At 61.6% G+C, this 23,656-nt stretch carries 20 protein-coding genes and 2 pseudogenes; 11 read left to right on the forward strand and 11 right to left on the reverse strand.

Going from position 1 to position 23,656, the window contains the following annotated elements; genetic code table 11:
* Positions 1-12: 12 nt before the first annotated feature.
* Entirely contained in the window at positions 13-1,296 is a 1,284-nt protein-coding gene (locus D109_RS0121050) for an MFS transporter (RefSeq protein ID WP_017478606.1), read from the forward strand.
* 53 nt (positions 1,297-1,349) lie between these two features.
* Here D109_RS0121050 and D109_RS0121055 read toward each other — a convergent pair whose 3' ends face one another.
* A complete protein-coding gene (locus D109_RS0121055) occupies positions 1,350-2,720 on the reverse strand; it encodes a gluconate:H+ symporter (RefSeq protein ID WP_023659163.1) in 1,371 nt (456 codons plus the stop codon).
* Between the two features lie 218 nt (positions 2,721-2,938).
* On the opposite strand from D109_RS0121055, the gene D109_RS0121060 reads away from it, so the two are divergent.
* Positions 2,939-3,844, forward strand: a complete 906-nt coding sequence (locus tag D109_RS0121060; RefSeq protein ID WP_017478607.1) for a cation diffusion facilitator family transporter — start codon at positions 2,939-2,941, stop codon at positions 3,842-3,844.
* 3 nt (positions 3,845-3,847) lie between these two features.
* Here D109_RS0121060 and D109_RS0121065 read toward each other — a convergent pair whose 3' ends face one another.
* Positions 3,848-4,522: a heavy metal response regulator transcription factor gene (locus D109_RS0121065; protein WP_008437506.1), complete on the reverse strand. Its 675-nt coding sequence runs from the start codon at positions 4,520-4,522 to the stop codon at positions 3,848-3,850.
* A gap of 161 nt (positions 4,523-4,683) precedes the next feature.
* Here D109_RS0121065 and D109_RS0121070 point away from each other — a divergent pair, with 161 nt between their 5' ends.
* From D109_RS0121070 to D109_RS0121080, 3 genes are read left to right on the forward strand one after another with little or no spacing between them, the layout of a single operon-like run.
* Entirely contained in the window at positions 4,684-5,907 is a 1,224-nt protein-coding gene (locus D109_RS0121070; protein ID WP_026078122.1) for a TolC family protein, read from the forward strand.
* Between the two features lie 17 nt (positions 5,908-5,924).
* Entirely contained in the window at positions 5,925-7,043 is a 1,119-nt protein-coding gene (locus D109_RS0121075) for an efflux RND transporter periplasmic adaptor subunit (protein ID WP_017478609.1), read from the forward strand.
* 18 nt (positions 7,044-7,061) lie between these two features.
* Positions 7,062-10,223 (forward strand): CusA/CzcA family heavy metal efflux RND transporter, encoded by a 3,162-nt coding sequence (locus D109_RS0121080; RefSeq protein WP_017478610.1) that lies wholly within the window; start codon positions 7,062-7,064, stop codon positions 10,221-10,223.
* A 37-nt stretch (positions 10,224-10,260) separates the two neighbouring features.
* On the opposite strand, the gene D109_RS0121085 is transcribed toward D109_RS0121080, so the two are convergent.
* The 4 genes from D109_RS0121085 to D109_RS0121100 form a co-directional block, all read right to left on the reverse strand.
* Positions 10,261-11,664, reverse strand: coding sequence for a heavy metal sensor histidine kinase (locus D109_RS0121085; protein WP_017478611.1), 1,404 nt, complete (start codon positions 11,662-11,664; stop codon positions 10,261-10,263).
* Positions 11,661-12,335, reverse strand: a complete 675-nt coding sequence (locus D109_RS0121090; protein ID WP_017478612.1) for a heavy metal response regulator transcription factor — start codon at positions 12,333-12,335, stop codon at positions 11,661-11,663. The genes D109_RS0121085 and D109_RS0121090 overlap by 4 nt, the downstream gene beginning before the upstream one ends.
* 219 nt (positions 12,336-12,554) lie before the next feature.
* Positions 12,555-12,740: a hypothetical protein gene (locus D109_RS0121095; protein ID WP_017478613.1), complete on the reverse strand. Its 186-nt coding sequence runs from the start codon at positions 12,738-12,740 to the stop codon at positions 12,555-12,557.
* A gap of 236 nt (positions 12,741-12,976) precedes the next feature.
* Positions 12,977-14,305, reverse strand: coding sequence for an OprD family porin (locus D109_RS0121100; RefSeq protein WP_026078123.1), 1,329 nt, complete (start codon positions 14,303-14,305; stop codon positions 12,977-12,979).
* Positions 14,306-14,543: 238 nt separating this feature from the next.
* On the opposite strand from D109_RS0121100, the gene D109_RS0121105 reads away from it, so the two are divergent.
* The 4 genes and pseudogenes from D109_RS0121105 to D109_RS0121115 all read left to right on the forward strand — a co-directional run bounded on the left by D109_RS0121105 (position 14,544) and on the right by D109_RS0121115 (position 16,929).
* On the forward strand, positions 14,544-14,876 hold the full coding sequence (locus D109_RS0121105) for a DUF2790 domain-containing protein (RefSeq protein ID WP_017478615.1): 333 nt from the start codon (positions 14,544-14,546) through the stop codon (positions 14,874-14,876).
* Between the two features lie 107 nt (positions 14,877-14,983).
* Positions 14,984-15,760 (forward strand): annotated as a pseudogene (locus tag D109_RS1000000135330) (PAS domain-containing protein); the annotation flags it as partial.
* Between the two features lie 111 nt (positions 15,761-15,871).
* A pseudogene (locus tag D109_RS1000000135335) lies at positions 15,872-16,300 on the forward strand (methyl-accepting chemotaxis protein); the annotation flags it as partial.
* Positions 16,301-16,353: 53 nt separating this feature from the next.
* On the forward strand, positions 16,354-16,929 hold the full coding sequence (locus D109_RS0121115; RefSeq protein ID WP_017478617.1) for a flavin reductase family protein: 576 nt from the start codon (positions 16,354-16,356) through the stop codon (positions 16,927-16,929).
* A 490-nt stretch (positions 16,930-17,419) separates the two neighbouring features.
* On the opposite strand, the gene D109_RS0121120 is transcribed toward D109_RS0121115, so the two are convergent.
* Entirely contained in the window at positions 17,420-18,220 is an 801-nt protein-coding gene (locus D109_RS0121120) for an AraC family transcriptional regulator (protein WP_017478618.1), read from the reverse strand.
* A 137-nt stretch (positions 18,221-18,357) separates the two neighbouring features.
* On the opposite strand from D109_RS0121120, the gene D109_RS0121125 reads away from it, so the two are divergent.
* Complete coding sequence (locus D109_RS0121125; protein ID WP_017478619.1) at positions 18,358-18,996, forward strand: LysE family transporter; 639 nt, start codon at positions 18,358-18,360, stop codon at positions 18,994-18,996.
* A gap of 43 nt (positions 18,997-19,039) precedes the next feature.
* Positions 19,040-20,134 carry a D-alanine--D-alanine ligase gene (gene ddlA / locus D109_RS0121130; protein WP_017478620.1) on the forward strand — a complete coding sequence of 365 codons (1,095 nt, stop codon included), beginning with the start codon at positions 19,040-19,042 and terminating at the stop codon, positions 20,132-20,134.
* Positions 20,135-20,147: 13 nt separating this feature from the next.
* On the opposite strand, the gene D109_RS0121135 is transcribed toward ddlA, so the two are convergent.
* The 4 genes from D109_RS0121135 to ggt form a co-directional block, all read right to left on the reverse strand.
* Positions 20,148-20,462: a DNA-binding transcriptional regulator gene (locus tag D109_RS0121135; protein ID WP_017478621.1), complete on the reverse strand. Its 315-nt coding sequence runs from the start codon at positions 20,460-20,462 to the stop codon at positions 20,148-20,150.
* A complete protein-coding gene (locus D109_RS1000000133060) occupies positions 20,449-20,769 on the reverse strand; it encodes a transcriptional regulator (protein ID WP_081585369.1) in 321 nt (106 codons plus the stop codon). Before D109_RS1000000133060 ends, D109_RS0121135 begins: the two co-directional genes overlap by 14 nt.
* A gap of 154 nt (positions 20,770-20,923) precedes the next feature.
* On the reverse strand, positions 20,924-21,646 hold the full coding sequence (locus D109_RS0121140; protein ID WP_017478622.1) for a polyphenol oxidase family protein: 723 nt from the start codon (positions 21,644-21,646) through the stop codon (positions 20,924-20,926).
* A 23-nt stretch (positions 21,647-21,669) separates the two neighbouring features.
* Positions 21,670-23,496 (reverse strand): gamma-glutamyltransferase, encoded by a 1,827-nt coding sequence (gene ggt / locus D109_RS0121145; protein ID WP_017478623.1) that lies wholly within the window; start codon positions 23,494-23,496, stop codon positions 21,670-21,672.
* Between the last annotated feature and the right edge of the window lie 160 nt (positions 23,497-23,656).

The following is a 23,656-nucleotide window of genomic DNA, read 5'->3' on the forward strand; positions in this document are numbered from 1 at the left end:
CCGAGCTTTTCCATGACTGCCACCTCTTATCCACAGGCGCAGCGTTTCTCCCGCTCCGACTACAAAACCCTGGGCCTGGCCGCTCTGGGCGGGGCCCTGGAAATCTACGACTTCATCATCTTCGTATTTTTCGCGCTGACCCTCAGCCAGCTGTTTTTCCCGCCGGAAATGCCTGAGTGGCTGCGCCTGCTGCAAAGCTTCGGCATCTTCGTCACCGGCTACCTCGCGCGCCCGCTGGGCGGGATCCTGATGGCGCACTTCGCCGATCACCTGGGACGCAAGCGGGTGTTCAGCCTGAGCATTCTGATGATGGCGCTGCCATGCCTGCTGATCGGGATCATGCCCACCTACGCACAAATCGGTTATTTCGCGCCCTTGATCCTGTTGGCGCTGCGCATCCTCCAGGGCGCGGCGGTGGGCGGAGAAGTGCCCAGCGCCTGGGTATTTGTCGCCGAGCACGCTCCGGACAACCATCGTGGTTATGCCCTGGGCTTCCTGCAAGCCGGGCTGACCTTCGGCTACCTGCTCGGCGCGCTGACCGCGACCCTGCTGGCGCAGGTTTTCACCCCGACCGAAATCCTCGACTACGCCTGGCGCTTCCCGTTCCTGCTGGGCGGCGTATTCGGCGTGATCGGCGTCTGGCTGCGGCGCTGGCTCAGTGAAACCCCGGTATTCCTGCAGATGCAGGCCCGCCGCCAAGCTGGCGCCGAACTGCCCCTGCGCACCGTCTTGCGAGAGCACCGCAGCGCGCTGTTGCCGGCGATGATCCTCACCTGCGTACTCACCTCGGCGGTCGTCGTGCTGGTGGTCATCACCCCGACCATGATGCAGAAAACCTTCGGCATGAGCCCCAGCCACACCTTCGCCCTGAGCGCGCTGGGCATCGTGTTCCTGAACATCGGTTGTGTGCTGGCCGGGCTGCTGGTGGACCGCATCGGCGCCTGGCGTGCGGTGTTGGTCTACAGCCTGTTGCTGCCGGTGGGGATTGCCGTGCTCTATGCCAGCCTGATTGCCGGCGGAGTGTGGCTCGGCGCGGCGTATGCGATTGCCGGCTTGAGTTGCGGGGTGGTGGGCGCGGTGCCGTCGGTGATGGTCAGCCTGTTCCCGGCGCAGGTGCGGGTGTCGGGGATTTCCTTCACCTACAACATTGCCTATGCACTGTGGGCGAGTACCACACCGCTGATGTTGATCGCATTGATGCCCACCAGCCAGTGGATCTGCGTGGTTTATTGCGTGGTGATGGGCGCGGTGGGCGCAGTGAGTGCGGCGCATTTTGGCAAGCGCCACCCCACCTGATCGTTCCCACGCTCTGCGTGGGAACGCCTCCCTGGACGCTCCGCGTCCGCTCATTACGTCAGGAAGTGCCACATCAGCAATGTGCCCACCAGGCCCACCACCGACACAATGGTCTGCAACACCGACCACACCCAGATCGTCTGCTTCAACTGCAAGCCGAAGTACTCCCGCACCATCCAGAAGCCGGCATCGTTGACGTGGCAGAAGAACACCGAGCCGGCACCAATCGCCAGCGCGACCAGTGAGCTTTGCGTCGCCGCCAACCCCGCCATCATCGGCGCCAGGATGCCCGCCGTTGTCGTGGTGGCGACGGTCGCCGAACCCGTCGCCTGACGCAGCGCCACTGCAATCAACCAGGCCAGCAACAGGTACGGCATGTGCGCGCCTTCGGCCACCTTGCTGATGGTCTGGCTCACGCCGGCATCCAGCAGGGTTTGCTTCAACCCGCCGCCCGCGCCGATGGTCAGCAACAGCACCGCGATCGGCGCCAGCGCCTTGCGTAAGGTATTGCCCACATCGGCCCGCGGCATGCCACTGGCCCAGCCCAGGCAAATCACTGCGGCAATCACCGCCAGGCCCAGCGCAATCAACGGCTCACCGAGGAATTTCAAGGTCAGTGCCACCGGGCTTTCCGGCGACATGGCGACCTTGGCCAAAGTGCTGCCGAGCATCAGGATCACCGGCAACAGGATGATCAGCAGCGACACGCCAAAACTCGGCTGGCGCGGCGCCTTGGGTGGTGCACTGAACAGCGCGCCAATGTCGGCCGGCTCGTCCACGTGCATGCGCTTGGACAGCCAGTTGCCATACAACGGGCCCGCCAGGATCACGGCCGGTACCGCCAGGCAGAAGCCCAGCAACATGGTCAGGCCCAGGTCGGCGTGCAATGCGCCCACCGCAATCAGCGGGCCCGGATGAGGCGGCATCAACGCGTGCAGGGTGGTCATGCCCGCCAGCGCCGGGATCGCGATTTTCAGCAGCGGCTGGTTCGAACGCTTGGCCATCACGAAGATGATCGGCACCATCATCACCAGGCCCACTTCGAAGAACAGCGGCAAGCCAATCACCATCGCCACCAGCGCCATTACCCAGGGCAACGACTTGCCTTTGCCCAACCCCAGCAGGGTGGTGGCGATACGGTCGGCAGCGCCGGACTCGGCCATCAACGCGCCGAGCATCGAGCCCAGGGCAATGATGATCCCGGCTTCACCGAGAATCGCCCCGGCGCCCTTGCTGAAGGCCTTGGCCACTTCTTCCGGCGGCAAGCCCGCGCCGACACCGGCGATAAACGTACCGATCAGGATCGACAGGAAGGGCGGCAGCTTGGTCGCGCTGATCAACACAATGATGCTGGCGATGGCCAGTAATACGCAGAACATGAGGCGGGTGTCGTGAACCATCCACGCGGCAGTCGATAACTCCAAAACGGGACTCCTTATCGAACAGGTTGGCTAATATGTTTCTTTTTGTTTCCTGCTCGAAAAGCATACCTGATACAACGGTTCCAGAGCGTTCATGTTCAATTTTGGTGCGCATGGCGTAACGCCCAACTGACGGCGGGATGACAATTTCGCAACCCATGCCGGTGGTTTTGACCTATAGCTCTATGATCAACCGGACCACCCCCCCACGAGGACATTTCATGAGTGCAGGACACAGCCACGCCCAAGTACGCGCCGGCCACGAACGGCTGTTATGGATCGCATTGGCATTGACCGGCAGCTTTATGATTGCCGAGGTGATCGGCGCCTTTATCACCGGCAGCCTGGCGCTGTTGTCTGACGCCGCGCACATGATGACCGACGCCTTGGCCCTTGCGATTTCCCTGGTAGCGATCCAGGTCGCCAAGCGCGCCGCCGACCGCAAGCGCACGTTCGGCTATGCGCGGTTCGAGATTCTGGCCGCGGCGTTTAATGCGCTGCTGCTGTTCGGCGTGGCGTTCTACATCCTGTATGAGGCGTATCAACGCTTGCAGGCGCCCGCCGAGATCCAGTCCACCGGCATGCTGGTGATCGCGGTGCTGGGGCTGATCGTCAACCTGATTTCCATGCGATTGCTGAGTGCGGCCAGTGGCGAAAGCCTGAATGTGAAGGGCGCTTACCTGGAAGTCTGGAGTGACATGCTCGGCTCCGTCGGCGTGATCATTGCGGCGCTGGTGATCATGTACACCGGATGGGGCTGGGTGGATTCGGTGGTGGCGGCGGCGATTGGCTTCTGGGTGCTGCCACGCACCTGGACGCTGCTCAAGGAAAGCATGAACGTGCTGCTGCAAGGCGTGCCGGACGGCATCGACATCGACAAGGTGGAACAGGCAATTCGCGGCGTTCCCGGGGTCAAGGATGTGCACGACCTGCACATTTGGGCCCTCACCAGCGGCAAAAATGTACTGAGTACTCATCTGGTGGCGGATTCTGCGCAAGGCACCGAGCAACAGATCCTCAGCCAGGTGACGGAGTTACTGCATGAGCAATTCGATATTTCCCACGCCACGATCCAGATCGAAGGCGAAGGTTTTCAGCATGACGAGCACGACGAGGTGCACGCCTGACCGTCATTCACGGTCTTCCAGCACATAACCCACACCGCGCAAGGTATGGATCAACTTGCGCTCGAACGGGTCATCGATCTTTGCCCGCAGACGGCGGATCGACACTTCCACCACATTGGTGTCGCAATCAAAGTTCATGTCCCATACGAACGAGATGATCTGCGTGCGAGACAGCACCACCCCGCTCTGACGCATCAGCAAATGCAGCAGGGCGAACTCCTTGGTGGTCAGGTCGATGCGCTGCAAGCCGCGAAACGCCCGGTGGCGGCCCTGGTCCAGTTCCAGGTCGGCCACCCGCAACACATCCGGCACCGGCGAGTGCACGCTGCGGCGCATCAAGGTGCGCACGCGCGCGAGCAATTCAGGGAATTCAAACGGCTTGACCAGGTAATCATCGGCGCCCAGGTCCAGGCCCTTGATCCGGTCGGCGAGGCGGCCCTGGGCGGTCAGCATCATGATGCGCGTGCTGCTGTTCTGGCGGATGCGTTGCAACACATCCCAGCCATCCATCAGCGGCAAATTGACGTCGAGCATCACCAGGTCATAGGCGTGCTGGCGAGACAAATGCAAGCCATCGGCGCCGGTGGCGGCACAGTCGACGATATAGCCACTTTCGCTCAATCCCTGATGTAAATAATCGGCGGTTTTAGGTTCGTCTTCGATAACCAGAATACGCATGTCAAGGATCCCGCTGGGCAGTGGAAAAGTTGCCCGGAGCTTAAAGCAAAAGCCCGTGCCAGAGCCGTTGCTAACGGATTTGTAATGTTCTGGCCACTCCTCTGATAAGTACTGAAAGTTACATTGCCCACCTGTTAATTCATGGGCATGGAACTCTGGTTATGCCAACTTTTATAAGCACTTTCATTGGGTCCGCCGTTCTATTACTGATGACGGTTCAGGGCGTCAATGCGCAAACCCTGACCCTCGAATCGGCCCTGCAAACTGCCTTCGCCAACAACCCGGATATGGCCGCCGCACAGTGGGAAATCGACATTGCCCAGGGCGGTCGCCAACAGGCCGGATTGATCCCGAACCCGGTGGCCTCCTGGGATGCCGAAGACACCCGCCGCAACTCACGCACCACCACCGTCAAACTGAGCCAGACCCTGGAACTGGGTGGCAAGCGCGGCGCCCGGATTGATGTCGCCACCCGCGCCCAGGAAGCCGCCGCACTGACCCTGGAGCAGCGTCGCAACGGGCTGCGTGCGGAGGTCATCGACGGTTACTACGGCGCACTTCGCGCCCAGGAACGCCTCGACCTGGCCCAGCGCTCATTGGCATTGGCCGAGCGCGGCCTGGTGGTTGCCAACGGTCGCGTCACTGCCGGCAAATCGTCCCCGGTGGAAGCCACCCGCGCCCAGGTTCAGCTCTCGGAAATCCGCCTCGAATTCAACCGCGCGCAGATGGGCCTGACCGACGCCTATCGCCGACTCGCCGCCAGTACCGGCGCGGCCAGTACCGACTTCCAGGCGGTCGCCAGCCAAGCCCAGGCGGCTCCGGCGCTACCGTCGACATCACAGTTGCTGGCACGCCTGGAACAAACCGCCGAACTGCGCCTGGCCGAGCTGCAAATCGTCCAGAGCGAAGCAGCCCTGGGCCTGGAAAAGGCCCAGCGCATTCCCGACCTCGACGTGTCCATCGGCAGCCAATACGACGCCAGCGTGCGTGAGCGGGTCAACGTGGTGGGGGTGTCGATGCCAATCCCGCTGTTCAACCGCAACCAGGGCAATGTGCTCGCCGCCAGTCGTCGTGCCGACCAGGCCCGCGACCTGCGCAACGCCGCCGAACTGCGCCTGCGCACCGAAACCCGCCAGGCCCTGGACCTCTGGCAAACCGCGAATACCGAAGTGCGCTCGTTCAACCAACAGATCCTGCCCGCCGCCCAAAGCGCGGTGGACAGCGCCACCCGTGGCTTCGAGATGGGCAAGTTCAACTTCCTCGACGTGCTCGACGCCCAGCGCACCTTGATTGCGGCCCGCACCCAATACCTCGCGGCGACCGCCCAGGCCACTGAAGCCTGGGTGCGTATCGAACGGATTTACGGCGACCTCGCCCGGTTTTGAATTTCCAGGAGCATTCCATGAACAACACACAAAGTAGGGCGCTGGCCATCGCGCTGGGGCTGATGCTGGCGTGGCCGGCTACCAGCATGGCGGCTGAGGCGGAAGAAGAAGGCAAGCTCGAGCTGACCGAACAGCAGATCCAGGCCGCCGGCATTCAGCTCGCCCCGGCGCAGTCCCGGCAGATCAGCACCGTGCTTTCACTGCCGGGCGAGGTGCGTTTCGACGAAGACCGCACCTCCCACATCGTTCCGCGTGCCGCCGGCGTAGTGGAGTCGGTGAAGGTCGATCTCGGCCAATCGGTAAAGAAGGGCGAGCTGTTGGCGGTGATCGCCAGCCAGCAGATTTCCGATCAGCGCAGTGAACTGGCCGCCAGCGAACGCCGGGTAGTCCTGGCCCGCACCACCTTCCAGCGCGAGCGCCAGTTGTGGCAGGACAAGATCTCCGCCGAACAGGATTACCTGCTGGCGCGCCAGGCGCTGCAAGAGGCCGAAATCGCTCTGAACAATGCCCGGCAAAAGATGAGCGCCCTGAGCGGCAGCGCCGTATTGGTCGGCGGCAATCGCTACGAATTGCGTGCGCCGTTTGATGGTGTGGTGGTGGAAAAACACCTGGGTGTCGGCGAAGTGGTGAGCGAGACCAGCAACGCCTTCACCCTCTCGGACCTGTCCCAGGTGTGGGTCACCTTCGGCGTGTTCCCCAAGGATTTGAACAAGGTCCGGGTCGGCAAACCGGTAAAGGTCACCTCCTCGGAGATGGGCACCGAAGTGCTCGGCACTGTGGCCTATGTCGGCAACTTGCTGGGGGAGCAGACCCGCACGGCCACCGTGCGCGTCACGGTGCCGAACCCCGACGCCTCGTGGCGTCCTGGGCTGTTCGTCTCTGTGCAAGTTGCCACCGACACTTACCAGGCCAAGGTCACGGTCCCGCAGGAAGCGATCCAGACCGTCGAAGACAAACCCTCGGTGTTCGTGCGCACCGGCGACGGCTTCATGACCCGGCATATCGAACTGGGCGTCAGCGAAAACGGTTTCGTCGAAGTCCGCCAGGGCCTCGACGCCGGCGCGCAGGTGGCCACCGTCGGCAGCTTCATCCTCAAGTCCGAGTTGGGCAAGGCCTCGGCCGAGCACGCCCATTGACCCTGCGAGTGATTTCCCATGTTTGAGCGCCTTATCCAATTCGCCATCGAGCAGCGCATCATCGTGTTGCTGGCGGTGCTGTTGATGGCCGGTGTCGGCATCGCCAGCTATCAGAAGTTGCCCATCGACGCGGTGCCGGATATCACCAACGTCCAGGTGCAGATCAACTCGGCGGCGGCGGGGTTTTCGCCGCTGGAAACCGAGCAGCGCATCACCTTTCCCATCGAGACCGCCATGGCCGGGCTACCGGGCTTGCAGCAGACCCGCTCGCTGTCGCGCTCGGGCTTGTCCCAGGTCACGGTGATTTTCAAGGATGGCACTGATCTGTTCTTCGCCCGCCAACTGGTCAACGAACGCTTGCAGGTGGCCCGCGAGCAATTGCCCGATGGCATCGAAACCATGATGGGGCCGATTTCCACCGGGCTCGGGGAAATCTTCCTGTGGACCGTGGAGGCGAAAGACGGCGCGCGCAAGGAGGACGGCTCAGCCTACACGCCGACCGACCTGCGGGTGATTCAGGACTGGATCATCAAGCCGCAACTGCGCAACGTGCCGGGCGTGGCCGAGATCAATACCATCGGCGGCTTTGCCAAGGAGTACCAGATCGCCCCGGACCCCAAGCGCCTGGCGGCCTACAACCTGACCTTGAGCGACCTGGTCACGGCGCTGGAGCGTAACAACGCCAACGTCGGCGCCGGCTACATCGAGCGCAGCGGCGAGCAGTTGCTGATCCGTGCACCGGGGCAAGTCGCGTCCATCGACGACATCGCCAACATCGTGATCACCACCTCCGACGGTACGCCGATTCGGGTGCGCAACGTCGCTCAGGTCGACATTGGTCGCGAGCTGCGTACCGGTGCCGCCACGGAAAATGGCCGCGAAGTGGTGCTGGGCACGGTGTTCATGTTGATCGGCGAAAACAGCCGCACCGTGTCCCAGGCCGTCGCGAAAAGACTCGAAGAGATCAACCGTTCGCTGCCTGAAGGTGTGGTCGCCGTCACCGTCTACGACCGTACCAACCTGGTGGAAAAAGCCATCAGCACCGTGAAGAAAAACCTCTTCGAAGGCGCGCTGCTGGTGGTGGCGGTGCTGTTCCTGTTCCTCGGTAATATCCGCGCCGCCCTGATCACCGCGATGGTGATTCCGCTTGCAATGTTGTTCACCTTTACCGGGATGTTTACCAACAAGGTCAGCGCTAACCTGATGAGCCTCGGCGCCCTGGATTTCGGGATTATCGTCGATGGCGCGGTGGTGATCGTTGAGAACGCCATCCGCCGCCTGGCCCATGCCCAGCAGCGCCACGGGCGATTGTTGACCCGTAGCGAGCGCCTGCATGAAGTGTTCGCGGCGGCCAAGGAAGCGCGGCGCGCGCTGATCTTCGGGCAACTGATCATCATGGTGGTGTACCTGCCGATCTTTGCCCTTACCGGGGTGGCCGGGAAGATGTTCCACCCGATGGCGTTCACCGTGGTGATCGCGCTGCTGGGGGCGATGATTCTGTCGGTGACCTTCGTGCCGGCGGCCATTGCGCTGTTCGTCACCGGTAAGGTCAAGGAAGAAGAAAACCTGGTGATGCGCAGCGCACGTCGCGTCTACGCGCCGGTGCTGGATTGGGTGATGGCGCGCCGCCCGTTGGTGTTCGGCCTGGCGGTGCTGACCATCGTGGTGTCGGGGGCGGTGGCCAGTCGCATGGGCAGTGAATTTATCCCCAGCCTCAGCGAGGGCGATTTCGCCCAACAAGCGTTGCGGGTGCCGGGCACCAGCCTGACACAGTCGGTACAGATGCAGCAGCAACTGGAAAAGACCTTGATGGCCGAAGTGCCGGAAATCGAGCGGGTATTCGCCCGCACCGGCACCGCGGAAATCGCCTCCGACCCGATGCCGCCGAACATCTCCGACAGCTACGTGATGCTCAAGCCCAAGGACCAGTGGCCCGACCCGAAGAAGTCCCGCGAGGCGATCATCGCCGACATCCAGCGCGCCAGTGCGATTGTGCCGGGCAGCGTGTATGAACTGTCGCAACCGATCCAGCTGCGCTTCAACGAGCTGATTTCCGGGGTGCGCAGCGACGTGGCGGTGAAGGTGTTTGGTGACGACATGGCGGTGCTCAACAAGACCGCCGGGGAAATCGCCGAGACCTTGCAAACCCTCAAGGGCGCCTCGGAAGTGAAGGTGGAGCAGACCTCCGGCCTGCCGGTGCTGACCATCAATATCGACCGCGACAAGGCGGCGCGCTTTGGCCTGAACGTGGGTGATGTGCAAGACACGATTGCCGTCGCCGTGGGTGGGCGCCAGGCCGGGACGATGTACGAAGGCGACCGGCGTTTCGACATGGTCGTGCGTTTGTCCGATGCACTGCGTACCGATATCGAAGGCCTGTCGCGGTTGCTGATCCCGATTCCGGCGCTGGCGAATAACGCGGCAGGGCAGTTGGGGTTTATCGCGCTGTCGGAAGTCGCCAGCCTGGACCTGGTGCTCGGCCCCAACCAGATCAGCCGCGAAAACGGCAAGCGCCTGGTGATCGTCAGCGCCAACGTGCGTGGGCGGGATATCGGTTCGTTTGTTGAAGAAGCCGGCGCCGCCATCGACACCCAGGTGAAAATCCCCGCAGGCTACTGGACCACCTGGGGCGGTCAGTTCGAGCAGTTGAAGGAAGCTTCCGAGCGCTTGCGCATCGTGGTGCCGGTGGCGTTGCTGCTGGTGTTCGGGCTGTTGTTCATGATGTTCAACAACCTCAAGGACGGGCTGCTGGTGTTCACCGGGATTCCCTTCGCGTTGACCGGCGGAATCATGGCGCTGTGGCTGCGGGATATTCCGCTGTCGATCTCGGCGGGCGTGGGCTTTATCGCGCTGTCGGGGGTGGCGGTGCTGAACGGGCTGGTGATGATCGCGTTCATCCGTAGCCTGCGGGAGGAGGGGCGTTCACTGTCGGTGGCCATCAACGAAGGCGCTCTGACGCGTTTGCGCCCGGTGTTGATGACGGCGCTGGTGGCCTCCCTCGGGTTTATCCCCATGGCCCTCGCCACCGGCACCGGCGCCGAGGTGCAGCGACCGTTGGCGACGGTGGTGATTGGCGGGATTATCTCGTCGACACTGCTGACCCTGCTGGTATTGCCGGCGCTGTATCACTGGGCGCATCGGCGTGAAGAACAGGAAGACCGCCTGATGCCTGACCAATAACCTGTGGCGAGGGAGCAAGCTCCCTCGCCACAATGGTTTATTGGCAGAGAGCGTTGGTATGAAGGGGAAACACCAACCGAAACACCGTGAAATCTCCGGGCTCGCTGCTGACTTCAGCCCGCCCCTGATGCAGGACCATGATCGACCGCACAATCGCCAGCCCCAGCCCGGTGCCACCTTCGGAGCGGGCGCGGCTGCTGTCGACGCGGTAGAAGCGTTCGAACAGGTTCGGCAGGTGTTGCACTTCAATCCCGGGGCCGGGGTTGCCCACCGACAGCGACACTTGCCGCCCGTGGGTTTCCACCCGCACCGAAACCGTGGAGGCGTGGGGCGTATGACGGATGGCATTGGACAGCAAATTGGAAATCGCCCGCTGAATCATCAAGCGGTCGCCATGCACGGACGCATCGCCGTCGAGGCTCAGGGTCAATTGCTTGTCTTCGGCACTCAAGGCAAATAGCTCCATCACCCGGCGCGCTTCAGCGGCCAGGGACACCGGCGCAAACGAAACCCGCGCCGTGGGGTGGCTGACCTGCGCCAGGAACAGCATGTCGGAGACGATCCGCGCCAGGCGCTCCATCTCTTCAGTGCTGGATTCCAGCACCGCTTTGTACTCCTGCGGCGGGCGCTCCCGGGACAACGTCACCTGGGCCTTGCCCATCAAGTTGGTCAGCGGCGCGCGCAGCTCGTGGGCCAGGTCATCGGAGAACTGCGACAGCTGCTGCACGCCGCCGTCCAGGCGCTGCAACATGAAGTTGATGCCTTGGGCCAACTCGCCCAGCTCCTGGGGCAAGTTATCCACAGCCAGGCGGTGGGTCAGGTCCTGCGTGGTGACTTTTGCGGCGACGCGGCTGAACTGTTGCAGCGGCGCCAGCCCGCGTTGCACCACCCACCAGGCGCCGATGCCGATCAGCAGCAACAGCAGCGGCAGGGCGATCACCGTGGAACGCAGGTACGCACTGAGCAGCGCCTGATCGTCCCGGCGATCCAGCGATAACAGGACCCGCACGCGTTCGCCGCTGGCCAGGCGCATCAGGCTGGAGGCACTGAGTACTTGATTGCCATTGGTGTCATCCCAGTTCAAGTAACCGAGGTTTTGGGACGGGGCGAAGGCGGTCAGCAACGGTTCCTGTGGCTTGGCGCCGACACTGAGCAGCACCACTTCATCGGGCGCGGTGCCAACGATGGTCAGGTAGAAATTGTCGTGCCCCATCACCAGGTCCATCAGCGAGTGCGGGCGGGCCCGGATGTCGCGGGTGTCCAGGCCGAGGGCGAGGCTGTGCTGGATCTGTTCCATCTTGCTTTCCAGGCCCTTGCGTGCCAGTTTCTCGAGCTCGTGAGTCAGCGCCAGGTACGCCAAGGTCGCGAGCAACACCACCAGGCCGGCGCCCATCAGGCTCACCGTCAGCCCCAGGCGCATCGACAGGCTGCTGGCTTTCATTGACGGGCCTCCAGCACATAACCCACGCCGCGAATGGTATGGATCAGCTTGACGTCACTCTGGTCATCGACCTTGGCCCTCAAGCGGCTGATGGAGACTTCCACCACGTTGGTGTCGCAGTCGAAATTCATGTCCCAGACCAGGGAAATAATCTGCGTGCGGGTCAGTACTTCGCCGGACTGACGCATCAGCACATGCAGCAGCGCGAATTCCTTGGTGGTCAGGTCGATGCGTCGGTTGCCGCGGTATGCGCGGTGGCGGCGTGGGTCCAGCTCCAGGTCCGACACACGCAAGACTTCCGGCACCGCGATCTGCTCGCTGCGCCGCAGCAGCGTGCGCACGCGAGCCAGTAGCTCGGGGAACTCGAAGGGCTTGACCAGGTAATCATCGGCGCCCATGTCCAGGCCCTTGATCTTGTCGGTGAGCCGGCCACGGGCCGTCAGCATCATCACCCGTTGGGTTCCGTCACGGCGCAGCTGTTCAAGTACTTCCCAGCCATCCTTGCCCGGCAGGTTCACATCGAGAATCACCAGTTCGTAGCCGTGTTGCCCGGCCAGGTGCAGGCCGTCCACGCCGCTGGCGGCACAGTCGACCACGTAACCACTTTCGCTCAAGCCCTGCTGCAGGTAGGCAGCGGTTTTTTGCTCGTCCTCAACCACAAGGATACGCATGGGGATTTACCTTTTATTGATAGAGAGAGACTGCGATTCAGATTTTCCGAAGCCTGAAGGCTGAAGTAGCTACAGGGTCAACCAACCAGTTTGTGACTGCTTGTTGCGCTGCAAAACCGGCAGACAAAAAAAACGCCCCATGCGGGGCGTAAAAAATTCATCTCTTTCCAAAGGAGCTACACAAAAGCTTCAGAGATGAATGTGCTCGGTGTGCGCCGTTCAGATCGACTGCTTCTGTGCGTCGGCGGGCGCGGCTTCGGCCACGGACTGTTCGCCGTGGACCTGCTGCTGTTGCTGGCGGAACTCGGCGAGGAACTGCCGGGAACGGTCGGCACCGTCGTCGGCCAAGGCGAGGCTGGAAGTGGCGCCGAGAAAACTGATCAATAACAAGTGAGAGGGCTTCATGGCTGTTCTCCAAATAAGGCGTGTGCCGTTAGTTGTAGCCAGTATAAGAAGCGCAACTTAACGAGAAGGTGAGGCGCATATTACAGTTCTGACAGGCTTCAAATTGTGAACAGATGTTATTCAATTGTAGGAGCGAGCTTGCTCACGAAAGTCATTAACGATAACGCGGGGCTTCTGGTTTAACGCAGCGCTCTCAGGTTCTTCGCGAGCAAGCTCGCTCCTACAACGGGCAGTGTTTAGAGAATCGCCAATGGATATTCGATAATCAGCCGAACTTCTTCCAAATCCGACTCAAAGGCACTTGAGCGAACCGTCGCCTGGCGCAAGCGCAGCGACAGGTCCTTCAAGTTGCCGCCCTGTACCACGTACTTGGCCTCGATATCCCGCTCCCAGCGGCGTTGGTCGGTCAACGGGTCGCCGGCCGCGTCGCGGCGCATGTACACCGCGTTGGCGTTGCTGTAGTCGGCGCCGGTGCCTTTGCCGTAGCGGGTCATGAAGGTCAGCCCGGGAATGCCGAAGGCCTGCATGTCGAGGTTATAGGCGAGCATCCACGAGCGTTCCTTGGGCGAGTTGAAGTCGCTGTACTGGATCGAGTTGTTGAGGAAGATCGAGTCGGACATGCGCAGGTAGTCAAAGTCGTCATCACCGTTGTTGCGCTGGTGGGACAAGGCCAGGCTGTGGGCGCCCACCTTGACCCCGAGCCTGGCGCTCCAGATGTTGTTATCGAACTCGCCCAGGCGTTTCTTGCCCTCGTCCACCGCCTTGTAATAGTTGAAGTCGCCAAACAGCGAAACGTCATCGTTCAGCGGGTAGCTGGCGGCGCTGCCGAAGTAGTACTGGTCCCAGGCATCCTTCAGGCGGCTGGTGTACAGGCTGACGCTGAGGTGTTTGTTCACCTGGTAGTCACCACCGGCATAGCCGATCCAGGGTGAATCCACCTTGCCCGCATAAAACGTCGCAAAGCCTTTATCCATGCCGCTTTGGGTGGGCTGACTCATGCCGCTCAGGTGGCCGCCTTGCAGGCTCAGGCCTTCAATGCTGGTGTTTTGTGCGGTGACGCCACGAAAGCTTTCCGGCAGTACCCGCGAGTCACCGTAGGCCACCACCGGGGTCAGCGGGAACACATCACCGGCCTTGATCACGGTATCCAGCAGGCGCATTTTTACCGCACCGCCGAGCTTGCTGTAGCCGTCCTCCGGGTGGTTGTCGCTGTCTACCGGCAGCACGCCGAACGAGCCCTTGCCGCCGCTGCGGCCGGTGCCGGAGTCGAGTTTCAGGCCATACATCGCAAACGCGTCCAGGCCGAAACCCAGCGAACCCTGAGTGAATCCGGACTCGAACTTGCCGATAAAACCCTGGGCCCAGGCTTCGGAGTAGCCATTGCCGGTGGGGCTCGACTGGCCCTTGCGATCGTCACGGTTGAAGTAGAAGTTGCGGGCCAGCACGTTCAAGGTGCTGCCTTCGATAAACCCTTCGGGTTTGTCTTCCACGGCCATGCCTGAAAGCGGGGTGAGCCCCGCCAGGGCGGCAATCATGGAAAGTGAAAGTGTGCGGTGAGTACTCATGTAGCGCTCCTCGGTAGTGGCAGCTATTAGCTTCTTATCGATGGGGCATTCTTGTTTTAGGGGTGCCCGCGCAGATAGTTGCAAACACGAGATAACGACGAGGTGGCGCACAGATTACAATTTTGGAATTTCAACAAGACATAACGGATAAGTAATCTTTCGGTGAACTTTGCGACAGGCTTGGTTAGTTACGCTTGCTCTGAACTTTCAATCAATGAAATCAGACGAGGACGCCCTCATGAAGACCCTGAAAACCACTGTCGCTGCATTGGCCCTGATCGTTTCCGTCGGCGCAATGGCTGAAGGCGGCGGTGACCGCACCTTCGCCCAGATGATGCAAAACAACGAGCAAGCCATGGCCGCCTATGCCGCGAAAAAAGGCAAGGCGATGCCCGTGGTCCAGGACTATCGCTACGGCATGAAGCTGGACATTGCCAAGGTGGTCAACGTCACACCGCCGATCCGTTCGTGCAACGCGGTACCGTCGCGCATGACCTATGAAGATTCCACCGGCAAGCTCAATACCCTCCAATACCAGGTCATGGGTATCTGCCGTAACAATGGCAGTTGAGGGGGCGTAAAAATATAGTTGAGCAACGCGCTAACGCTCTCTTCAGAAAATGCCGGCAGCGCCGATGCAGGTCAGACCCACGTCCTTACTTGCCCATCGGTGCCTCCATGTTCAACACCCGTCTCAAGCAGGAGCTGTCTGCTCTTCGCGAAGAATTGTCCAGCCTGCACCAAGTGAGAGAGAGCCTGGAAACCGAAATGATGACCCTGACCCTGGACCCCGAAGGGCGTATCGAGTCGGTCAATGCCATCTTTCTTCAAGAGATGGCTTACCAGGGCAGCCAGCTGGAAGGCCGCTTGATCGAAGACCTGGTGCCGGCGCACGTCAAGCAGGACGCGTTTCAACTGCGCTTCAAAAACGCACTGGTGCGAGGCGAACATTTCGCCGGTACCGTGCGCCTGACGCGGGGCAACGGCAACGAGGCGTGGTTGCGCTCCATCGTGCAACCAGTGCGCAGCAGCGACGGACGTATCAAGCATATTTCGATGTTTTCCAGCGACCTGACCCGCACCATCGAGGCCTCCCGCGAGCACGAAAACCTGATCACCGCGCTGGTGCGTTCCACAGCGGTGATTGAGTTCGACCTCAACGGTAATGTGCTGACGGCCAACGACCGTTTCCTCAACGGCATGGGCTACAGCCTGGCGCAGATCCAGGGCAAACATCACCGGATATTTTGCGAGCAGCAGGACGCCAACAGCGTCGAGTATCAGCAGTTCTGGAAACGCCTGAACGCCGGGGAATTCGTCGCCGGCCGCTTCAAGCGTGTGGACAGCCACGGGCGCGTGGTGTGGCTGGAGGCCTCGTATAACCCGGTACTCGACGCCAATGAGCGGCTGTACAAAGTGGTCAAGTTCGCCACCGTGATCACCGACCAGGTCAACCAGGAACAGGCCGTGGCCGACGCGGCCAGCATCGCCTACAGCACCTCGCTGCATACCGACAGCAGCGCCCAGCGCGGCACCACCGTGGTCACCCAGGCGGTGGACGTGATGCGCGACCTGGCCAAGCATATGCAGCAAGCGGGCGACGGCATTGAAGCGCTGAACGCCCAGTCCCAGGTGATCGGCAGCATCGTCAAGACCATCAGCGGCATCGCCGAGCAGACCAACCTGCTGGCGCTCAACGCCGCCATCGAAGCCGCCCGCGCCGGTGAGCAAGGCCGTGGTTTTGCGGTGGTGGCCGATGAGGTTCGGCAACTGGCGTCGCGTACCAGCAAGGCCACCGAAGAAATCGTCGGCGTGGTGCGCCAGAACCAGGACATGGCCCGCGACGCGGTGGCGCTGATGACCGATGGCCGCCTGCAGGCCGAACAAGGCCTGGCGTTGGCGGCCGAGGCGGGCACGGTGATCGTGGAGATCCAGGACGGTGCCCAGAAGGTGGTCAGCGCCGTTGGGCAATTCGCCAATCAGCTGAGCAGCTAGTCACCGGGGCTCAAGCTTGAGGTATCGTAGGTTTTTTTCCGAGCCTTTCGTCCATGAGCCCTAACCATCGCCGTCCCGTCCCACTGTCCAAGGCCTACCGCTTGCTCAACCACGGCCCGACCGTGCTGGTCAGCGCTGCGCACAATGGCCAGCGCAACATCATGGCGGCTGCCTGGGCCATGCCGCTGGATTTCGAACCGCCCAAAGTCGCCGTCGTACTCGACAAGGCCACCTGGACCCGGCACCTGCTGGAAGGCGCCGGCACCTTCGTGCTCAACGTGCCGTGTGCGGCCCAGGCGGATATCGTGCAGACCGTGGGCAACACCACCGGCAGCGAGACGGACAAGTTCGCGGCATATGGCTTGCAGACCTTCAGCGGCGAACACACCGAAGCGCCGATGCTCGAAGGCTGCGTGGCGTGGCTGGAGTGCCGGTTGCTGCCGGAGCCGCATAACCAGCAGACCTACGACTTGTTCCTCGCCGAAGTAGTGGCGGCCGAAGCGGATGAGCGGGTGTTCTGCGACGGTCGTTGGCATTTTGAAGGGCACGACGCGCTGCGTACCTTGCACCATGTGGCGGGGGGGCATTTCCTGACGATTGGTGAGCCCATTGATGGGCGGCAGCTTTAAGTCCAGTGCCGAACTCTTCCGGTAGAGCCTGGTTTTGCGGCCAGGGAGCTTGCTGTGGCGAGGGAGCTTGCTCCCGCTGGAGCGCGAAGCGGTCCCATTGCTTTCCTGCCAATACACTTGGTCGGTAGATATACGACTGCTGCGCAGCCGAGCGGGAGCAAGCTCCCTCGCCACATAAGGTAGTGTTACCACTGGGTTTTGCTGAGTGCCTGCGGGGATTTTCATCTTGAGCATCGGCCAGGGCATGACATGGACGGCGATGGGGGTGGGCCGCCGCTTGGTCGACGGGCGCGGTGCAGGCGAGCGGGATTGAGCTGGTGTTAGCGCTTAAAGAGCGAGCTCTAGAGTCGAATGCGATTTCAGCAGCGACATAGATCAACTGTGTGGCTTGCCCGCGATGGGGGAGTGTCAGTCAATCATTTATTAGCTGATTCACCGCTATCGCAGGCAAGCCAGCTCCCACAGGTTGGTCGCATTTCAAGGTGGGATTTCAGCGCCCGAGCATCTTCACCCAGCGCGACGGCGGCATGCCGAAGGTGCTGCGGAATTGCCGGGTCATGTGGCTCTGGTCGGTAAAGCCGGCGGTCAGTGCCGCATCCACCAGTGACTGGCCCTGGCCCAGCAAACTGCGCACCAGGTCCAGGCGGCGCATGGTCAGGTAGCGATAGGGACTGGTCCCGAACAACAACCGAAAATCCCGCGACAACGCCCAGCGGTCGCGGTTGGCGTATTCCGCCATTTCGTCGAGGGTGATCGGCCGGCCCAGGGCGCTGTGGATAAACTCCCGCGCGCGTTCGGCGGCGCGGTAGTCGAAGGTCTTGCGACTCACCGTGATGCCCGACGCGTTGTTCAGCGCCTGGGCCAGGTCAAACATCGCGTCCTGTTCCTGCAACGGATCAATCGGGCAATCCAGGCTTTGCAGCAACACTTCACTGGCGCGGTACAGCCACGGGTCGCTGGACAGCCCGCCGGGAATAAACGGCAGCGGCTTGCCGCCCAGCACCTGTTGGATGAGCGCCGGCTCCACGTAAATCATCCGGTATTTGAAGCCTTCCTCGCTGCCGGCCCACCCGTCATGCACTTCATCGGGATGGATCACCATGGTCCGCCCCGGCAGACTGTGGGTCATGCCGCCGCGATAGTGAAAACTCTGCACCCCGAACAGGGTACGGCCGATGGCATAGGTGTCGTGGCGATGAGGGTCGAAGCCAAACCCGGCAAAATACGCCTCGATACGCTCCAGGCCACTGGCGTGGGGCGCGCGGTGCAGCCAGTCGATATTGGTCGCCATGATGAGTTGTCGTGCAAAGAAGTAGAAATACGTTAACCCAGTCTGAATCCGCTGTCTGCCGGGGTCTTGTACGATTGTGCGCGGTTCGGGCCCGGCCTATGATCAGTATTCCTGCACTGCCCTCGGCGGAATCCCACATGGAATTGTTCAATCCGGCCTACGCGGCTCCTCTGTTCTCCCTGGCCTTGCTCTGGACCGTTGCGGTCGTGACGCCAGGCCCGAACTTCTTCAACACGGCGCAATTGGCCGCCAGCTGCTCGCGCCGCCATGGCGTAGTGGCGTCCGCTGGCGTGGCCACTGGCACCGTGATGTGGGGCCTGGCCGGCGGCTTGGGGATCAAGTCATTGTTTACCGCAGCGCCGATGCTGTACCTGGCGTTCAAGATCATCGGCGGCTGCTACCTGATTTACCTGGGATTGAAACTGTTCCGGCGCTCGGCACCTTCCATGGCCCAGAACCTGTTGCCCGACGAACCTCGGCGTTCGTTGTTTTCCGCCTGGCGCCTGGGTTTATTGGGCAACCTGTCCAATCCCAAGGCGGCGCTGTTCGTCGCGACGATCTTTGCGTCCACCATGCCCCCATCACCGTCGCCGATGCTGCTGACCCTGGCCGTGATCACCATGGCGACGCTGTCATTCAGCTGGTACACCTGCGTGGCACTGGTGTTTTCCAGTGAGCGGATGGCCAACGTCTACAGCCGCTCGCGCAAGTGGCTGGACCGATTCGCCGGCGGTTGTTATGTGCTGTTCGGGGCCACGCTGGTAGCGAATCGCTGACGGCTCATGGTAAGAAGCCTTACTTTCAAACGTGAGGCCGATCATGAGCAAGCTGCGGGTAGGGATTATTTTTGGTGGCCGTTCGGCCGAGCATGAAGTGTCGCTGCAATCGGCGCGTAATATCGTCGACGCGCTGGACCGTTCGCGCTTCGAGCCGATCCTGATCGGCATCGACAAGGCCGGCCACTGGCACCTCAACAACACCTCGGGCTTTCTGCTCAACGAAGAAAACCCGGCACTGATCGCCCTCAATCAATCCAATCGTGAACTGGCGGTGGTGCCGGGCAAGGCCAGCCAGCAACTGGTGGAAACCGCCAGCCAGGCCTCGTTGGAACACGTAGATGTGATCTTTCCAATCGTCCACGGCACCCTCGGCGAAGACGGCTGCCTGCAAGGCCTGCTGCGCATGGCGGACCTGCCGTTTGTCGGCTCCGACGTGCTGGGCTCGGCGGTGTGCATGGACAAGGACATCAGCAAACGCCTGCTGCGCGATGCCGGGATTGCCGTGACGCCGTTCATTACCCTCAACCGCAGGAATGCGGCGCGTACCACCTTCGAACACGCCCAACAGAAACTCGGATTGCCGATGTTCGTGAAACCGGCGAACCAGGGTTCGTCCGTGGGGGTGAGCAAGGTGGGCAGCGAGGCTGAATATCACGCTGCTGTAGAGCTGGCACTTGGGTTTGATGAAAAGGTGCTGGTGGAGTCGGCGGTAAAAGGCCGGGAAATCGAATGCGCCGTGTTGGGCAACGAGAACCCCATCGCCAGCGGTTGTGGCGAGATCGTGGTGCGGGACGGGTTCTATTCCTACGACAGCAAATACATCGATGACCAGGCAGCCCAGGTGGTGGTGCCGGCGGACATCAGTGACGAAGCCAGCGAGCGCATTCGTGCGTTGGCCATCGAAGCGTTTGAAACCCTGGGCTGTGCCGGGCTGGCGCGGGTGGATGTGTTCTTGACGGATGAGGGCGAGGTGCTGATCAACGAAATCAACTCGTTGCCTGGGTTCACCCGCATCAGCATGTACCCGAAGTTGTGGCAGGCGGCAGGCATGAGCTACAGCGAGCTGGTGAGCCGGTTGATCGAGCTGGCGCTGGAGCGGCATGCGGGGCGTAAGGGGTTGAAGATTAGCCGGTAGACCAGTAACGCCATCAGGCGTTACTGAGGACTTCTCGAAAAACGTCTGGCCTGATGGCTGCTATGTGCAGCAAGGAACGTGCTGCGCCGGAAGGAGAACGGCGCCCTTGCTCCCATTCTTGAAGCGTTCGTACAGAGACCCCCAGCAGTTCGGCAAACTTGGGCTGTGACAACCCGGTCTTGCTGCGCGCCTCAGCCGCTTGGGTAATTTCGACGTGATGGACGTGACCATGACGCCCTTCCTTGACGTCGATAACGGCAGCCAGCAATTCCTCGCCGATGTTGCGCTTGGCGTCACGTTCCTTCAGCTGTTTCTCAGTGAGTGGCATGGTTCATCTCCTTGGCGATTTTGTAGAGGACATGCGCGGGAATATTCTCGGTGGCACCTTTGCCATAAATCAGCAAGGCAACTAGTGCGCCGCACGCCAATTGCGTTGTGTAAATGATCCGTACTGAGCTGCTCTTGTCCCGGCCTTCCAAGCTCCAGCGTACTTTTCGGCAACCACCAGAACCTGAAATGACAGTACCTGAATCGGGGTGGTTGGCTAGAAAAGCCATAAAAATACCCCGTTCTTCTTCGGTCCAGTAATCGGGCCATAGCTTGCTGAATAATGGTGACTCGATGATCGTTAACACGCAAAAAACCTACGTCTTTGACGTAGTCTCTGGCAAGAAGGGGCCAGAAAATGTCAGCGGATGGAGAGGGATTCAAGAAACGTTGTTTCGCAAAAAATGACAGCCCACAGATTTTCTAAGGCTAATAGCTAAGAGAGCTGTGGGCGTCGTCCCATTACACTGCGCGAGCAACCCACGAGTACAACAACGTCTTCCTCTCCGTACTGTCATGGGTCCTTCTGCGATAACTCGCAAACGCCGGCGAGGTGCAATACGTACACACTTCGCTCACCTCAACCTGCTTACGTTTTATCCCTGCCGCCTCCAGCAAAATCAGTGCGTACCGGCTCAGATCAAACCACGCACTCAAATCCTGCCTCGGCTCAGGCGGCGCAATCTGTGGCGTCAACAGTGGCCCTGGCTGCTCAAACGTCCAAGGCGCATTCCCATCCCGCCACAAATGCCCCTGACTCGCCTGCAACTGCGCCACAAACTCGCCACTCACCTCATAACAACAAGGCTTGATCGAAGGCCCAATCGCAATCCGCAACTGATCCAACGCGACACCCTCGGCGGTAAACCGTTGCATGGCATTGGCGATGATCCCGCCTTGCAGTCCTTTCCAGCCGCCATGTATCGCCGCGACAAAGTCCCCGTCCTCCGAGGCCATCAGCAGCGGCAGGCAGTCGGCGGTAATCACCGCAATCGGCTGCATATCCCGGCTGAAAACCCCATCGGCTTCAACCGTATTGGCTGCCAGCTCCGGGCGCCATTCAAGGGTCGTGGCGCTGTGCACCTGCTTGCAGATGAACACTTCGTCAGGCCGCAACGGATCGTCAATCGAACAAAACCCATGATCGACGCCCACCAGGGCGCCGAGGTTATTTGCCTTGTGCACGCGCAGCTCTCCAATGAGTCAACTCAATCCCCCAGCGCTTCGCCTTCACGGCGTGGATCAGCCCCGCCGATCAACGACGCCTTGCCCTGCGCATCGCGCACCCGGACGATCGCCTGGGCGCCGCTGGTCATGTCGATTTCGCTCAGGGCGTGGCCCTTGTCCTTCAGCGCCTGTTTCAACGGTGCACTGAACAACCCGGCTTCCAGCTCGGTCGCGCCATTGCGGCTGCCAAAGTTGGGCAGGCCGACGGCGGCTTGCGGGTCGAGGTTCCAGTCGAGCATGGCCACCAGGGATTTGCTCACATATTCGATGATCTGCGAACCGCCCGGCGAGCCAACGGTGGCCACCAGCTCGCCGCTCTGACGATCAAACACCAGGGTCGGCGCCATGGACGAACGCGGGCGCTTGCCCGGCTCGATCCGGTTGGCCACCGGCTGGCCGTTCTCTTCGGGAATGAAAGAAAAGTCGGTCATCTGGTTATTCAGCAAAAAGCCCTGGACCATCACATGGGAGCCGAACGCCGCTTCCACCGTAGTGGTCATCGACACCGCGCCACCTACGTCATCCACTGCCACCACTTGCGAGGTGGAAATGCGCAACGGCGAGCGATCCGGCGCATAGGCCACTTCAATCCCGGCCGGCTTGCCCGGCTTGGCGACGCCCATGCTGCGCTCACCAATCAACGCAGCGCGGCTGGCCAGGTAATTCGGAGCGATCAGCCCGGCAACCGGCACCGGCACGTAGTCCGAATCGGCCACGTACTGGGCGCGGTCGGCGTAGGCCAGGCGGTCGGCCTCGGCGATCAGGTGCACCGCTTCGGGCACCGGCTCCAGGCCTGCTGGTGAGTCGCTCTTCACCGGCTTCAACGGCGCGAGCGCCATGCGCGGGTCGCGGGCTTCCAGGGCCTGCAACGTGCCGAGGATCTGCGCAATGGCGATCCCGCCGGACGACGGTGGCGGCATGCCGCAGACTTTCCAGCGCTTGTAGTCGGTGCACAACGGCGCCCGCTCAACCGCGCTGTAGCTTTTGAGGTCAGTCAGCGTCAGGCTGCCGGCGTTGCTGTTGCCCTGCACCTTGCGGGTGATTTCTTCGGCAATCGGGCCGTAGTACAGCGCATCCGGCCCTTCCTTGGCGATGCGTTTGAAGACGTTGGCCAGAGCCGGGTTTTTCAGCAGCGTACCGGTGGCCTTCGGGCTGCCATCGGCGTTCAGGAAGTACGCGGTCATTTCCGGCGAGCGGGTGATGTAGCGGTCGGCGGCGATCAGGCTGTGCAAGCGCGCAGAAATCGGAAAGCCCTGTTCAGCCAGGCGAATGGCCGGCTCGAACAGCGTCGCCCATTGCAGGTGGCCGGTCTTTTTGTGGGCCATCTCCAAGGCGCGCAACACGCCCGGAGTTGCCACGGAACGCCCGCCAATCTGTGCCTCGGGGAAGGCCATCGGCGTACCGTCGGCCTTCAGGAACAACCGCTCGGTGGCGCCCGCCGGTGCGGTTTCGCGACCGTCGTAGGCGTGCACCTGTTTGCCGTCCCACAGCATGATGAACGCGCCGCCGCCGATCCCGGACGACTGCGGTTCCACCAGCGTCAGCACGGCCTGCATGGCAATTGCCGCATCGATGGCCGAGCCGCCCTTGCGCAGGATTTCCCGACCGGCTTCGGCGGCCAGCGGGTTGGCGGCGGCGGCCATATGGCGCTCGGCGTGGCGGGTGTTCATATCGGTGCGATAGCCCGAACCGAGTTCCGGGGCGGGCGGCAGTTCAGGCGCGGTGGCGCTGTGGCAGGCGGCGAGGGTGAGGGCGGCGGTAATCAGCGAGAGGGTGGTAAGGCGTTGGCGGTGGAAAATCGAAAGCACGCGATGACTCCGTTCATTTGAGAATGATCTGTTGTCCGTGTAGGGAATGTACCTCAGCGCTTTGGGAGAAGGGAGATTGATCTGTATTTGGTTGTGCGGTACAACTATATCTCTCTTCATTCGGGCAAGAGGTTTTCCCGTGAACCGTTCCAGGCCAGAC

The sequence above is a fragment of the Pseudomonas sp. PAMC 26793 genome (genome assembly GCF_000313235.1).
In the GTDB taxonomy this organism is placed as follows: Bacteria; Pseudomonadota; Gammaproteobacteria; order Pseudomonadales; family Pseudomonadaceae; genus Aquipseudomonas; species Aquipseudomonas yamanorum.